This is a genomic window from Acetobacter sp. DsW_063, assembly GCF_002153745.1.
Classification (GTDB): domain Bacteria; phylum Pseudomonadota; class Alphaproteobacteria; order Acetobacterales; family Acetobacteraceae; genus Acetobacter.
Genome location: NZ_JOPL01000025.1, coordinates 128,600 through 143,230 on the forward strand (window position 1 = coordinate 128,600; position 14,631 = coordinate 143,230).

General features: G+C 60.2%; 10 protein-coding genes and 1 pseudogene. 7 read left to right on the forward strand and 4 right to left on the reverse strand.

Translation table 11 applies throughout. The features are described from left to right. Positions 1 to 43 precede the first annotated feature (43 nt). Positions 44 to 2,449, forward strand: coding sequence for a TonB-dependent receptor (locus HK28_RS05735; RefSeq protein ID WP_086643669.1), 2,406 nt, complete (start codon positions 44 to 46; stop codon positions 2,447 to 2,449). Between the two features lie 26 nt (positions 2,450 to 2,475). Continuing rightward, positions 2,476 to 4,365, forward strand: a complete 1,890-nt coding sequence (locus tag HK28_RS05740) for a CocE/NonD family hydrolase (RefSeq protein WP_086643639.1) — start codon at positions 2,476 to 2,478, stop codon at positions 4,363 to 4,365. A gap of 186 nt (positions 4,366 to 4,551) precedes the next feature. Here HK28_RS05740 and HK28_RS05745 read toward each other — a convergent pair whose 3' ends face one another. Further along, complete coding sequence (locus HK28_RS05745; RefSeq protein ID WP_158093405.1) at positions 4,552 to 5,703, reverse strand: FAD-dependent monooxygenase; 1,152 nt, start codon at positions 5,701 to 5,703, stop codon at positions 4,552 to 4,554. 102 nt (positions 5,704 to 5,805) lie between these two features. On the opposite strand from HK28_RS05745, the gene HK28_RS05750 reads away from it, so the two are divergent. Beyond that, positions 5,806 to 6,432 carry a TetR/AcrR family transcriptional regulator gene (locus tag HK28_RS05750; RefSeq protein ID WP_086643641.1) on the forward strand — a complete coding sequence of 209 codons (627 nt, stop codon included), beginning with the start codon at positions 5,806 to 5,808 and terminating at the stop codon, positions 6,430 to 6,432. A gap of 260 nt (positions 6,433 to 6,692) precedes the next feature. On the opposite strand, the gene ccmB is transcribed toward HK28_RS05750, so the two are convergent. Both ccmB and ccmA read right to left on the reverse strand, forming a co-directional pair. Next, the gene (gene ccmB / locus HK28_RS05755; RefSeq protein WP_086643642.1) at positions 6,693 to 7,361 is read right to left on the reverse strand and encodes a heme exporter protein CcmB; all 669 of its coding nucleotides are present in this window, start codon (positions 7,359 to 7,361) and stop codon (positions 6,693 to 6,695) included. Further along, the gene (gene ccmA / locus HK28_RS05760) at positions 7,358 to 7,996 is read right to left on the reverse strand and encodes a heme ABC exporter ATP-binding protein CcmA (RefSeq protein WP_086643643.1); all 639 of its coding nucleotides are present in this window, start codon (positions 7,994 to 7,996) and stop codon (positions 7,358 to 7,360) included. Before ccmA ends, ccmB begins: the two co-directional genes overlap by 4 nt. 261 nt (positions 7,997 to 8,257) lie before the next feature. Between ccmA and acnA the strand changes: the two genes are divergently transcribed. The 4 genes from acnA (at position 8,258) to HK28_RS05780 (ending at position 14,386) form a co-directional block, all read left to right on the forward strand. After that, entirely contained in the window at positions 8,258 to 10,954 is a 2,697-nt protein-coding gene (gene acnA, locus HK28_RS05765) for an aconitate hydratase AcnA (RefSeq protein ID WP_086643670.1), read from the forward strand. Then, positions 10,905 to 11,774 (forward strand): amino acid ABC transporter ATP-binding protein, encoded by an 870-nt coding sequence (locus tag HK28_RS05770; RefSeq protein WP_086643644.1) that lies wholly within the window; start codon positions 10,905 to 10,907, stop codon positions 11,772 to 11,774. The genes acnA and HK28_RS05770 overlap by 50 nt, the downstream gene beginning before the upstream one ends. 98 nt (positions 11,775 to 11,872) lie before the next feature. Further along, a complete protein-coding gene (locus tag HK28_RS05775; RefSeq protein WP_086643645.1) occupies positions 11,873 to 13,357 on the forward strand; it encodes an ABC transporter substrate-binding protein/permease in 1,485 nt (494 codons plus the stop codon). 132 nt (positions 13,358 to 13,489) lie between these two features. Further along, complete coding sequence (locus HK28_RS05780; protein ID WP_026397038.1) at positions 13,490 to 14,386, forward strand: LysR family transcriptional regulator; 897 nt, start codon at positions 13,490 to 13,492, stop codon at positions 14,384 to 14,386. A gap of 37 nt (positions 14,387 to 14,423) precedes the next feature. Here the strand turns inward: HK28_RS05780 and HK28_RS13960 are convergent. Then, positions 14,424 to 14,631: pseudogene (locus HK28_RS13960) on the reverse strand (hypothetical protein); the annotation flags it as partial.

The following is a 14,631-nucleotide window of genomic DNA, read 5'->3' on the forward strand; positions in this document are numbered from 1 at the left end:
CGGTAAAGGCGACCCTCGCGTCATAAATCAACAGGAGCGCTTTGTGAGAAAAGCCGTTGGCCGTGTAGCCATTCTTCTCGCCTCTCCGGTGCTTTTTCCCGACGCTGGAGAGGCGCGAGCGCCCCAACATGTGTCGTCGGATCGTCACGTCGCGCATACAGAAAATACAAAACCGTCCAAGGCCGCGGTCGAACTGAAGCATAATCAACGGTTCACCGCGACGGAAGCCGAAGCTGTGGAGGTTCGGGGGGGCATGAGGACGGCGAACGGCGTCACCAATACGACGCCGGGCGGTGGGTTGATGGCGCGGCAGACCGCAGCACGCTCCCAGAGTACAATCACCCGCGACTTCATCGCGAAGCAGTCCCCAACGGGGAACGCTATTGCGATGATTTCTGCTCTTCCTGGCGTCATTTCCGCGAGTACAGATCCGCTGGGTCAGTCTAACACAGCGATGTCCATACGCGGTCTCCAGCAAGCAGAAATTGGTTTTGTTTACGAGGGAATTCCGCTCAACGATTCAATCAACTACACGCCTTACACGCAAGCGATGGTCGATACCGACAACATCCAGTCGGTCACCGTAGCTCAAGGCGCTCCGGATATCGGAGCGCCTGTTTACAATGACGTCGGAGGGCTGGTTACGGTTGCTTTGCGCGATCCCCTGGAGAAAAGAGGGGGGAACGTCGACTTCAGTTTCGGCTCCAAAGCGCTGCAGCGTGAATTCATCAGGCTGGACAGCGGCGAGATCGGGCACAGCCGGGTCAAGGCGTTCGCGTCGTTCTCGTCCACCACAAACGACCAATGGCGTGGATCCGGAAAGTTTCGAAAATATCATGTTGATTCGAAAATTATCAAGGAATGGGGATCCGGCAGCAGTGCGGGTCTAACCTTTTCCTACGACAACTGGCAGCAGGCCAGTTACAGGCCGATGACCATGGCCCAGTGGCGTCAATATGGAAATTCATTCAATTACACAAAAGAGTATTACCCGGGTAATACAAACTGGGTCGGGCTCCATCTGTATCAGAGACGTTCCACAGCGATTATCGCGCCAGTGAAACTTAAACTGAGCGAGCATGTCTCTCTGGATGTTACGCCTGCTTATATGAATTACTCCGAGTTCTATTATGGCGGCGTCACTCTCAAGAACAGGGGGTCGTATTTCGGCGACCAGCAGATCGCTGACCTGAATCTGCCGTATCAGACCAACGGCGTCACCACAGCTTCCAGCATCAATCCCGTTCCACAGAAAAGCGGCTTCCTTAACGCTGCTCTTACGTGGAAAGCCGGGCGTAATACGTTCCGCGCCGGGTACATTTATAACTACATCGCGCTGGAGGAACCCATATATTACGCAGCAGTCAATTACACCGGCGGCATCGCTAACAACTATAGCAAGTACATGATCACGATGCCGGATGGTCGCCAGTATCGTACGCTCGACATGAACTTCAAACACCAAATGAATGAATTGTTCATAGACGATACTTTAAAGTTCCTTGACGATAAGATCACTGTGGAGGCTGGTCTGCGCTATCTGATGATCAGTCGCTGGAATACGAACCTGATTCCCGGGGCCACACGGTACAAAGTCGGCGCAAGCTACGCCCAGCCCCTGCCTCAGGTGTCAATCAGCTATCAGATAACGCCGCATGACCAGATATATATTGATGGTACGACCGCCTACCGTGCTCCGGCGTCAGTGCAGGTTTATGGTGAGGTCTTCTCGACGACGAGTCCAACGCCCGCCTCAAGACAGGCCTCACTGAAGGGTGAATATTCAATCGGCGAGGAGATCGGTTACCGTCATTACGGTCTCGTTAATCTGTCCGTTTCACTGTTTAATTACAATATAACAAACAATCAGATTACGTCGTCGCAATACATCAACGGCATCCCTCTGCCGTCGCCAATCGAGGCGGGAGGTAAGACGTCACGGGGAGCGCAGGCTGAAATCGGTCTCAGGCCCTGGCGTCACTGGAGTCCGTATGTTTCGGCGCAGTATCTCCATGCGACAACCGATAACAATATCGCATCCGGCCTCGACTATCTGCCGACGAAGGGGAAAATTGCTGTCCAGAGCCCGGAGTTCTCGGCTGCCGCAGGAATTTCCTATGATGACGGGCATATCTTTGGAAATTTTGTCTTCAATTACGTCAGTTCCCAATATTCAACCCTTATGGATGACGAGAAAATTCCCGGGTATGAGACGGCCAACATGACACTGGGTTATCGCATGCGCTCCATAGGCTTCGCGCAGCATCCCCAGATTCAGCTGAACGTGATAAATATTGGAGCCAAGAACTACTTGTCGGGCTTTCAGAGTATATCGAACAACGCCAAGGCTACGCGTGGCGTCTACGGCACGACGATCGCAGGATCGTCGCCTCTCTATCTGAGCGCAGGCGGCGTGGCTGCTGTCGCGTCGCTCAGCACAGCGTTCTGATCACCCTATTTCCGGAGCACCGCCCGATGTCGTCTTTCCGCCTTGTTCTTTCCCTGTCGAGCTGTCTCGTCCTGTCAGCGTTTTCCACCCGTGCGTCTGCAGCCCCGTCATGGCCGAGTGACGAAGGGCGTGGATCCTGCCGCGTGTCGAAGCAGATCGACGTTCCGGTGAAAATGCGTGACGGTGCGATCCTGCGCGCCGATGTGTACACGCCGGATACGAAGGAAAAAGTTCCGGTGCTGCTGATGCGCACGCAGTATGGCAAAAGCGCGGCCCAGATACAGCCGTCCCGTTACCAGAGCCCGGACTGGTTCGCGTCGCATTGCTACATCGTCGCGATTCAGGACATTCGCGGTCAGGGAAAATCGGGCGGCGTGTTTTACGAATACCGCTACGACCGTGACGACGGTTACGACACGGTGCAGTGGGCTGCCACGCTTCCCGGTGCGGATGGGCAGGTCGCGATGTATGGCTCGTCCTATGTCGGGGCGACGCAATGGCTCGCGGCGACCGCATCCCCTCCGGCCCTGAAGGCGATAATTCCGTCAAACACTGGCGACGATTATTACGACGGCTGGAGCTATGAAGACGGCGCCTTCCGTCTGGCGTTTATAGAACCATGGATGCTTGAGACCATCGCCTCGTCGGCCGCCGCCAATCGCGGGGACGAGGCGCTGTCGAAGCAGTTGTTCGCCGATGGAAAGAACGCTTCCATCTGGTTGCCTTATACGCCTTATTCCAAATTTCCCCCGCTGCATCCCGAAGACTCGAAGGTCGCGCCTTACTTCTACGATACGCTCGCTCACCCCTCGCGCGATGGCTTTTGGGAGGCGTTTCAGATCCGGACGCATTACGATCGCGTCAAGGTGCCTGTGCTTGCTTTCGACGGGTGGTATGATTCTTTCCTCAACGGCGCTGTCAATAATTTCAACGGTATGCGCACGGGCGGCGGGTCCGCAGAGGCTCGTGCTCATCAACGCCTGATTATCGGACCGTGGGAGCATATCGGGTGGGGCAGGCCGGATGCGATTGTCAGTCCGCGCCTGAAAGACATCGGCCCTGTTGCAAACAGCCCGGTCAACGCGTTGACGGTCCAATTCATGGATCACGTCCTGAAAGGTAAGGAAAACGGGTTCGCTGACGGCCCACGCGTCGATTATTTCACTATGGGAGAAAATCGCTGGCACGTGGCGCAATCGTTTCCGATCGAAGGCGCCCGGTACGTCCCGTGGTATCTGGGGAGCGCCGGTCGCGCCAATTCGTCGATGGGAGACGGCGTCCTGACGCAACAGTTCTCGAAACAGGGCTCCAGTTCCGACCAGTTTGTCTACGACCCGTCAAACCCTGTACCAAGCGCCGGGGGGCATTCATGCTGTTCGTGGACCTCCGGCCCGCAGGGGCAGTTCGATCAATCGCCCGTGGAGCAACGACCAGACGTGCTTGTCTACACCAGCGCACCGCTCAAGAGCCCCGTTAACGTCACCGGGCCAGTCACGGTCGATCTCTTTGCGGCGACCGACGCGAAAGATACGGATTTTACGGCGAAGCTCGTCGACGTGGCGCCGGACGGTCGGGCTATCAACCTCAATAACGGCATCATTCGCGCCAGATATCGGGAGTCCCTCAGTAATCCTGTCCCTATTATTCCAGGAAAGGTCTACGAATATCGCATCAAGGTCTGGCCGACTTCCAATCTGTTCCAGACGGGGCACCGGATTCGCCTTGAAATTTCTTCGAGCGATTATCCGCAGTTCGCGCCGAATCCCAATACTGGAGAAACTCTGGGCGACGCGCATGGCGCAGTTCGCGCCAACCAGACGATCTGGCACGATGCGACTCATCAATCCTCAGTGGTGCTTCCGATCCTCTCAGAGGCGGTTGCGGGTGAAGGATACGATCATCCTCCGCAGAACTAGAGCGAATTCTGTTCAAGCGGGCTCATTTGAACGGGTGAATATGCTTTAGGCGCTTATACCGTTTGCAAACACGGTAACTTACAGGGCGTTCCCACCGGCTGTTTTATGCGAAGCCTGTCGCAAGGTGTGGACGATGCGACGCAGTCGATCCGGGGTGCGTCGCCTTGTCGAGAAGATCCAGCGGTTTCAGGTTTTATCAGGAAAGAGATATTTGCGGGAGCTCAACAGAATCTGCCAGAGAACCCGGCGCCCCCACAGTGAAAGACGCGTCGACGGGACGAACAATTGAGACCGCAGAGCGACGAACCTCTGATGTTTGCGGACGAATGGGCGCAGTTCCGCTTCGAAAGCCCCTAGGGCGGCGTTGACATCGCCGTTGCAGGATTTGAACGCTTCTCCCAACGCCTGACCACCGATCATGCCAGCCGAAGCGCCCATGCCGGAATATAGGGTCAGGCACCATGCCGAATCTCCCAGCAGGAGAACGCGCCCTTTCGACCAGCGTGGCATTTTGACCATCTGAACGGAATCGAACAGGAAGTCATCCGTCGCAGCGAGGTCCTCCAGCGCTCTCGAAACAATTCCGTCGACGTCCAGATCGACGAAGATCTGTCGCAGAGTTGTAAGGGGATCCTTCTTCGATGCTGCGTTCGGGTTTTTGGTCCGATAAGAAAAGAGAGCAGTGGAAGGACGCCCTTCGAGGGGAAAAACGGTCAGGGTTCTTCGCGTATCAGCCAGCATGAGACCGTCCCCGTCCTTGAACCCCTGGACGGGGCGGCGCAGTGGAAAGGCGCACAGCATTGTTCCGAGGGAGTGAAAGAACGCCTCGTCCGGCCCGAAGACCAGTCTGCGCACGGTAGAGCGAACGCCGTCCGCACCGATGACGAGGTCGTAAGATTCCGTCGTCTCCTGACCGTCGTCAGAACGCAGGGTGACCTGCGCCTGTGTGTTTCCAGTTACGATCGCCAGCGGGACCGTGCCGAACCGCACCTCGACCTTTCCCTCGACACCGCGCCAGAGGGCCTCTTCGACATCTCCCCGGAGTACAGCGATGGGCGCGTTCGTCTCCCGGGTGAGGTCGGCGATCCGCCTGCGGCTGCCATCCTGACGAACATCCCAGAATCGAACGTTCTCAGGCGTCCGCTTCTCCATGATGTCGAGCACACCCAGAGCGGCTGCCGCGTTCTTGCCCTCATCTCGAAGGCCGATGAAATAGCCGCCTTTTCGTCGCTCTGGCGCACGCTCGACTATGACGGGCGTCCAGCTTTGGCGTTTCAAGGCGATGGCCGCGGACATACCGGAAATCCCCAGACCTACGATCAGCGCACGTTGTGTCATATACCCGCATATCCAGTGAGAGTGCTGCGTTGATTTGAACGTTGCATAGATTGATGAGGGCATCAATCTGAACGTCATTTAGATTGATGCTAAGGGGGTGGCATGGGTGCAACGGAGCGTGACAGCTATCATCATGGCGACCTGAGAGCCGCGCTGATCGAGGCGTCTGAATCGATTATTCGGGAAGAAGGCGTCGAGGGATTTACGCTTAGAAAAGCCGCGAAACGCGCGGGCGTATCTCCGGGCGCTCCCTCTCATCATTTCAAAGGGACGAGAGGTCTGCTGACCGCCGTCGCCATCCGGGCGTTTGAACGACTTGGCGCGGAACTGGCGATCTTGCCGGCTTCCGGCGTTCCTGCTCGGAATTTACGTGTGCAAGCGGAAGGCTACGTGACATTCGCCGCGCGAAATCCCGGATTGTTCCGCCTGATTTGTCGTGTCGATCTCATCGACTGTCAGGATCAAGACTTCAGGGAAGCGTCCTTCAGCGCCTTGGCGCATTACAGAAATGCGGCAGCGGCTTACTTCGGGGAGGATCCTCCGGACCGCGCCGCACGTATCTTCCGTCCTTATCTGGCGAGCGCATTCGCGACAGCGCACGGACTGGCTCACATGATTCTGGAGGGACGACCCGCGCTCCTGTTTGATACGCCGGATCCTGCCAGAACATTTATCGAGACGACGCTGCCGTCAGTCTTGTTGGCCACGTGGCCAGATCGACATTGTTAGGCGCGACATTCTGCATGCGAAGAAGAAATTTTTGCGTCGAATAAGAAGATTCTGAATGTTTGATACATTCCCGACGCGAGCGGGATACGTGCTATTTATAAAACTTGTAAAAAATTAAAAATCCGGATGAAATCCCGATACGAAAATCCTGACTCCATGAAGTTATTTTCGAATCATGTAATTTGAAAAATATTATTGGAGACAGTAACCCGTTCAAACATTCTCGGCTGAACGGGAAATGTTTTTCGGAAGAGCGCGGATCACTCCGCTGCCGCGCGCAGCCCGGCTCCGGCGGCAAGAGGAGCCAGCGGCAGAGCCCCGGCGAAAAACGCCAGTAACAACTCCAGATCGGGCGCGAACGGTAGCCCCGTTCGCGCCGCGTCGATCGCCGCCGCCCCGAAGATCAGACCTGGCGTCGCCAGCGGCAATACCAGTAGCGGAAGAAGCACTCCGCCGCGCCGCGCGCCCAGCACGATCGCCGCCGCCATACCACCCAGCAGCGAGAGAATCAGGGTTCCCGGCAGCAGCCCCGCCAACAGCACAGGCAGGGTTGCGAAGGGCAGGCCGAGCATGACGGCCAACGGCATTGCGGCGATCAACAGCGGCAGCCCCGTCGTCAGCCAGTGCGCCGTCATCTTGGCCAGTGCGACCAGAGACGGCGGCAGGCCCAGCAATAGCAACTGGTCGAGCGACCCGTCCTCCAGTTCCGCGCCGAAGAGGCGGTCGAGCGGCAGCAACGCCGCCAACAGGGCGCACACCCAGATCACTCCCGGAGCCATGCGACGCAGCAACTCGGGGGAGGGGCCAAGCGCCAACGGAAATAAAGCGCCCGCAAGAATGAAGAACAGCACCGCGCCCAGCGTGTCCGCGCCGTGCCGCAGAGCCAGGCGCAGGTCGCGCGCCACGATGGCCCGGAACGTCGCGATCATGCCCAGCCCCCAGCGCCCCAGGCGTCGCCGGTAGCAGCCTCAAGCGGGGCGCCGGGCAACGCCAGAACGTCCGCGTCCGGCAGGGGCAACGGTACATGTGTCGTCGCGATCACCATACCGCCCGCGCGTCTGTGCGTCTCCAGCGCGTCGCCGAGTCGTTCGACCGCGCGGGCGTCGAGCCCGAGGCTGGGTTCGTCAAGCAACCACAGCGCTGCGTCCGCCAGCACGACGCGGGCCAGCGCGGCGCGTCGTTTCTGTCCTGCGGAGAGCAGGCGTACAGGCAGTTCTCTCAGCTCCAGCAGGTCGAATGCTTCCAGTGCAGGGATGAGCGGACGGCCGCGCGCGAACAGGGCAAGGTTCTCCGTCAGGGTCAGGCCCGGTTTCAGGGCCTCCTGATGGCCGAGATAGGCGATATGCCGGGCGTGCATGCTTCGGTCTTCGAAGGCGTCCGTCCCATGCCAGAGGATCTGCCCGGAATCTGGTTTCCGCAGCCCTGCCAGCACGCGAAGAAGGGTGGATTTCCCGGCGCCGTTCGGCCCGGTCAGCAGCAGCGCGCCCCCGGCTTCCATCGCGAGGGAGACGCCGTCGAGCACCAGTCTTTCGCCGCGAAAGACCGAAATCTCCTCGACGCGCAATGGCCGGGAGGACTCCAGCTTAGAAATCGGACCGATCCCCTATTTGTGACCGTGCGCCGACCCTGTTTGGCGGCTGCTCGCGTTCTCGTGGTCGCCGCCGCGCTTGTGTCGGAGGCGGCTCCCGGTATGTTCTAGCGCCGATCGTAGATCAAGCCGGCGGCCCCTTTGGACGGGGCCAAAAGCGGCCTCGTGGAAGCGCGGGGCGGTCTTGGCCGGTTTCGACATGCCAGCGGGATGCTGTTGTCGCGGAGGGAAGTTTACATGAAGTCGGTTGGGCACGATTCGCTGAAAACCGGGCGCGAGCTCAAGGTTGATGGCAAGACCTATCACTATTTCTCGATCCCCGAGGCCGAGAAGACCATTGGCGACGTCAGCCGCCTGCCGGTCAGCCTCAAGGTGCTGCTCGAGAACGTTCTGCGTTTTGAAGACGCGCGCTCCTACACGCAGGACGACGCCAAGGCGATCGCCGGCTGGCTGCCCGCAGGCAGCAGCACGAAGGAAGTGCCCTTCAAACCGTCTCGCATCCTGATGCAGGACTTCACCGGCGTCCCCGGCGTCGTCGATCTGGCCGCCATGCGCGACGGCATCGTCGACCTGAAAGGCGACCCAGAGAAGGTGAACCCGCTGGTTCCGGTGAACCTGGTCATCGATCACTCCGTCATGGTCGACGTCTACGGCACCAAGGACGCGCTGCAGAAGAACATCACCATCGAGTTCGACCGCAACGGAGAGCGTTACGCCTTCCTGCGCTGGGGTCAGGAAGCGTTCAAGAACTTCTCGGTCGTTCCGCCTGACACCGGCATCTGCCACCAGGTCAATCTGGAATACATCGCGCAGGTCGCATGGACCGCGGAAGTCGGCGGCAAGGAATACGTCTACCCCGACACGCTGTTCGGCACGGACTCCCACACGACCATGGTCAACGGTCTGGGCGTGCTCGGCTGGGGCGTGGGCGGCATCGAAGCTGAAGCGGCCATGCTGGGTCAGCCGATCGCGATGCTCATCCCCGACGTCATCGGTTTCAAGCTGACCGGCAAGCTGCCGGAGGGCGCGACGGCGACCGACCTCGTGCTGACCGTCACGCAGATGCTCCGCAAGAAGGGCGTCGTCGGCAAGTTCGTTGAATTCTTTGGTCCGGCCCTCGACCACCTGCCGGTCGCCGACCGCGCCACCATCGCCAACATGGCCCCGGAATACGGCGCGACCTGCGGCTTCTTCCCGGTCGACAAACTGACCCTCGACTACCTGCACGAGACGGGCCGCGACGCGCACCGTCTGAAGTTGGTTGAGGAATACTATCGCGCGCAGGGCATGTTCCGCACGCCGGAGATGGCCGATCCGGTCTTCACCGACACGCTCGAACTCGATCTGTCCTCGGTCGTCCCGTCGATCTCCGGCCCGAAGCGTCCGCAGGACCGCGTCGTGCTGACCGACGCCACCTCGGCGTTCGAGAAAGAACTGACGGCTGGCCTCGGCGTCCCCGCGAACGACATCGACAAGAAGGCGTCGGTCGCTGGCACGAACTACGAGATCGGCCACGGCGACGTCGTGATCGCCGCCATCACGTCTTGCACCAACACCTCGAACCCCGCCGTGCTGATCGCCGCTGGTCTCGTGGCCCGCAAGGCCCGCGCCCTCGGCCTGACGCCGAAGCCTTGGGTCAAGACGTCGCTGGCTCCCGGATCGCAGGTCGTCACTGACTACCTGAACCGCGCCAACCTGACCGAAGACCTCGACGCGATGGGCTTCAACACGGTCGGCTATGGCTGCACCACCTGCATCGGCAACTCGGGCCCGATCGCCGACAACATTGTCGACGCCATCGAAGGCAACAAGCTGGTCGCGGTGTCGGTTCTGTCTGGCAACCGTAACTTCGAAGGCCGCATTTCCCCGAATGTGCGTGCGAACTACCTCGCCAGCCCGCCGCTGGTTGTTGCGTACTCGCTGCTCGGCACGATGCGTCAGGACATCACGACGGCTCAGATCGGCACGTCCAAGGACGGCAAGCCGGTCTACCTGAAGGACATCTGGCCCTCGAACAAGGAAATCGCGGACCTGATGGGCTCCGCCATCACCCGCGAGCAGTTCATCGAGCGTTACGCGAAGGCGTCGATCGGTCCGCAGGAATGGCAGGACCTGAAGGTCGCGACCGGTTCGCAGACCTACGCATGGGACGGCAAGTCCACCTATGTTCAAGATCCGCCGTACTTCAAGGACATGGGCGTCGAGCCCGCGGCTGGCGCTGGCGACGTCAAGGGCGCACGCGTCCTCGCGCTACTCGGCGACAACATCACGACCGACCACATCTCGCCGGCCGGTTCGATCAAGAAGGACTCGCCGGCTGGCAAGTACCTGATCGAGCATGGCGTCGAGCCGAAGGATTTCAACTCCTACGGATCGCGTCGTGGCAACGACCGGATCATGGTGCGCGGCACGTTTGCGAACATCCGCATCAAGAACGAGATGCTTCCGGGCACCGAGGGTGGGCTGTCCAAGCACTTCCCCGACGGCAAGGAAGGCTTCATCTACGATGTGGCCATGCAGTACAAAGCCGAGGGCACGCCGCTTGTCGTGTTCGGCGGTAAGGAATACGGCATGGGCTCGTCGCGTGACTGGGCCGCGAAGGGCACGCTGCTTCTTGGCATCAAGGCGGTCATCGCCGAGAGCTTCGAGCGCATCCATCGCTCCAACCTCGTCGGCATGGGCGTTCTGCCCCTGCTGTTCAAGGAAGGCACGACGCGCAAGACGCTCAACCTGAAGGGCGACGAGGTCATCGACATTATCGGACTGGAGACCATCACGCCGCGTATGGACGTGACGCTGGTGATCACCCGCGCCGACGGAACGAAGGACGAGGTTCCGCTGCTCTGCCGCATCGATACGCTGGACGAAGTCGAATACTACCGTCATGGTGGCATTCTTCAGTACGTTCTGCGCGGGATGCTTAAGGCTGCCTGAGGCCACATCGTTCTCTGACAACCAGGAAAACGCCGGCCCGGTATCCACCGGGCCGGCTTTTTCTGTTGAAACGGTCCTTCGGGCCGAATCGATCTGCAAGACGTTCGACGGCCACCGCGTGCTGCGCAATGTCTCGCTGACCGTCGAACGCGGCGAGCTTGTGTCGATCATCGGCCCTTCGGGCTGCGGTAAATCGACCTTTCTGCGCTGCCTGAATTTTCTTGAAATTCCCGACACCGGCGCAGTCACCATCGCCGACGACAGCATCCGCCGCGACGGCGGTCCGTGGCGTTCGTCTGACGAGGCGCAGGCGCACCAGTTGCGCGCCCATGTCGGGATGGTTTTCCAGTCCTTCAACCTGTTTCCGCACCGCACCGTCCTCGACAACGTGATGTTGGCGCCGCAGGTGGTGAAGCATGTCGCAGCGTCGGTGATCGAGGCCGAGGCCCGGGACCTGTTGGCCAAGGTGGGGCTGGAGGCTGCGGCGTTGCGGTATCCCTCAACTCTTTCCGGCGGTCAGCAACAGCGCGCGGCGATCGCACGGGCGCTGGCGATGCGCCCCGACGTGATGCTGTACGACGAACCGACATCCGCGCTCGATCCCCGGGTCGCGGAAGAGGTTCTGGAGGTCATGCGCGCGCTTGACCGCGAGGGGATGACGCAGATCGTCGTGACCCACGACATGCGCTTCGCCCGCGCCGCCTCTGACCGCATCGTGTTCATGGAGGCCGGTGAGATCGTGGAGATCGGCGACCCGGACGAAATCTGCGTCAACGCACGTGATCCACGCACCCGTGAGTTCCTCGGGGCGTCGCTGTGAGGGCCGCAGCTTATCGCGCCTCTCGCCTGGCCTCTTGCTGGGTCGCCGGTTTGCCCGTTCGCACCCGAACTTCCACCGTGACGCTGTGGTTTGTGGTCATGGCCCTTTTTGCCGTCACTGCGGCCGCCCGCGCCGACGCGCCCTTGCGATGGGCTTCTGATGGCACGGCCAACGTGCCCTTCACCTTTCAGGATCCTGCCGAACAGACCCGAATGGTCGGGTTCGAATACGACATCATGGCCGAAATCGGCCATCGTCTGTCACGCGACACTCAGTTCGTCCAGAACGACTGGGACGGCCTGATCCCCGGATTGCAGCGCGGCTTCTACGAAATGGTCGCCGACGGGATCGAAATGACGCCCGAACATATGGAGGCGCTGGATTTCAGCCGCCCCTATTACGTGACGGCGGAGCGCATCGTCGTACGTCGTGATCAGGCGGGACTGGATTCGTTCGAGCGTCTGGGCGGGCATGCGGTCGGGACGATCAAGGACACGCTGGCCGAACGCATGCTGCGCGATCGGTCCGACGTGAAGCTGAGTTCCTATGACGAGGAATCGAACGCGTTCTCCGACCTGAAGGACGGGCGCCTCGACGCCGTCCTGCTGGATGGTCCAATCGCGCTTTATTATGGCGAGGCCGATCCGGCGTTGCGGATCGTCGGGCCCCCGATCGGTCATCTCGCCTACGGCGTCGCGTTCAAGAAGGGCGCCAATCAGGAACTCCGGCGTCACGTCGATCAGGCGTTGCAGGACATGGTCGCCGATGGGGCCTTGCACCGCATTCTGGCGCGCTGGAACCTGTGGACGCCGGAAATGGTGGAGTGGACGGGCGACCGCACCAACCCGAACATCGCTCCGACCGAGTGGGAGCGATATCTCGCCGCCACCGCTCCGACGCCGGGATGGGAGGCGCGGTTTTATCGTTATGTCGGTTTCCTGCCGCTTATCGCGCGGGGCGCCGCGCTGACGCTCGCGGTCTCGGCCTGCGCGATGGTGCTGGCCGTCGGGCTTGGCCTCGCACTGGCGCTGACGCGGCGTTATGGCCCGGCATGGCTCGCCTCTCTGGCGACGCTCTATGTCGAGATCATCCGCGGCACGCCTTTGCTGATCCAGATACTGTTCATCTTCTATGGTTTGCCGGGCATAGGGATCCGGCTTTCCCCGTTCGTCGCGGGCGTGCTCGGCCTCGGCCTGAACTACGCAGCCTACGAAGCAGAAAATTATCGCGCTGGTCTGCAATCCGTGGCGCGGGGGCAGATGGAGGCGGCTACAGCGCTCAACATGACTCATGCTCAGGCTCTGCGGTATGTCGTGGTGCCGCAGGCTTTCCGCGTCGTCGTGCCGGTGATGACCAACGACTTTATCTCGCTCCTGAAAGATTCCTCTCTGGTCAGCATCATCACCCTGACCGAGTTGAGCCAGACATATGTCCGGTTGTCCTCGACCTATTTCGATTATTTCGGCACCGGTCTGATGGTCGGCGCGGCGTATCTGCTGCTCGGTCTGCCTTTCGTAAGGCTGGCGCGTATGGCTGAGAAACGGCTGGCGGTCAGTGAACGCAACGGGCAGGGGCGACGCTGATCTCTGGTCTCGCTATGCGTCGCGAACGCGGCCATTGCGTTTTCGGCATGCCGGTCTCTCATATCTTCATATTGTGTATGAATGCGGAAGCGGACACGATAGGACACATTTCCTCTCGCCGCGGCATGCCCAATGGATCTTCTCTCAGCTTTACACAGTTTTGTACGCGTCGCCGCCACAGGCTCCTTTTCTGCGGTGTCCCGCGAGACAGGCGCCAGCCAGCCGACAATCTCGCGCCATATCGCGTTGCTCGAATCGCATTACGGCACGACGCTGTTTGCCAGAACGACGCGAAGTCTGATGATGACCGAAGATGGTCGCAGCCTTCTTCCTCACGCTTACGAGGTGCTGGAGATTCTGGAGACGGCGGAGACCGTGCTTGGCCGACGGCGCGCTTCGGTGTCCGGGCTGGTGCGCCTTGGCGTCACGACGGCGTTTGGTCTTTATCTGACGACGCGCATCAACGAGCTGCTGCAGCGTCAGCCTGAACTTTCCGTTGAACTGGTGATGCGCGACGGCTTTGGCGATCTGGTCGAGGAAGGTCTCGACCTCGCGATCCGTGTGGGCGAAATCGCCGAAGGCTCGCTGATTGCACGCAAACTTGGATCGGTGCACCGCGCGCTTGTCGCGTCTGCGAAGCATTTCACGCCACGCGGAGAACTGGAGCACCCGCGCGACCTCGCAGACCAGCATTGCGTCGTCTACACCTACGGAGGAGGGCGTCAGGACTGGCATTTTTCGAACAACGGCGAAGAAAGCGTGGTTGCGCCGCACACCGTATTTCGCGCGAACAGCAGCGAGGCCGCGCTTCACGCGGTGAGCGCGGGTGTTGGCGTTGGGCTTCTGCCTGAATTTCAGGTACGGGATCAGATTGCCTCAGGGGAATTGATCCGGGTGCTTCCAAGCTGGGACGTGCCGCCTATGCCGCTTTACGCCGTCCACACCGGTCCTCGCACGCTCCCGCTGCGCACCCGGACCGTGCTGGATTTTCTCGTGGAAATCTCGAGTTCGATTCTTCGGTCGGAGTAATACGGCCTTAAGCGTCAGGCTCCAAGGACCCCGGATATCAGCCTTCGTGATATCCGGGGTCCTTGGAGCCTGGGCGCGGGTCGTCGCTCGGCTGCAGTTTGCCGTTATAGCCGTTCAGCAATGTCGGGGACCACGTGACGATCCAGTCGTTCACCTGCTTGACGAAGCGGCCTGCGAACGGTGACAGCCCGATACCCTGTTTGGACCAGTCGGCGAGAATGGTGCTCAGTTTCGTTTCGCCACGT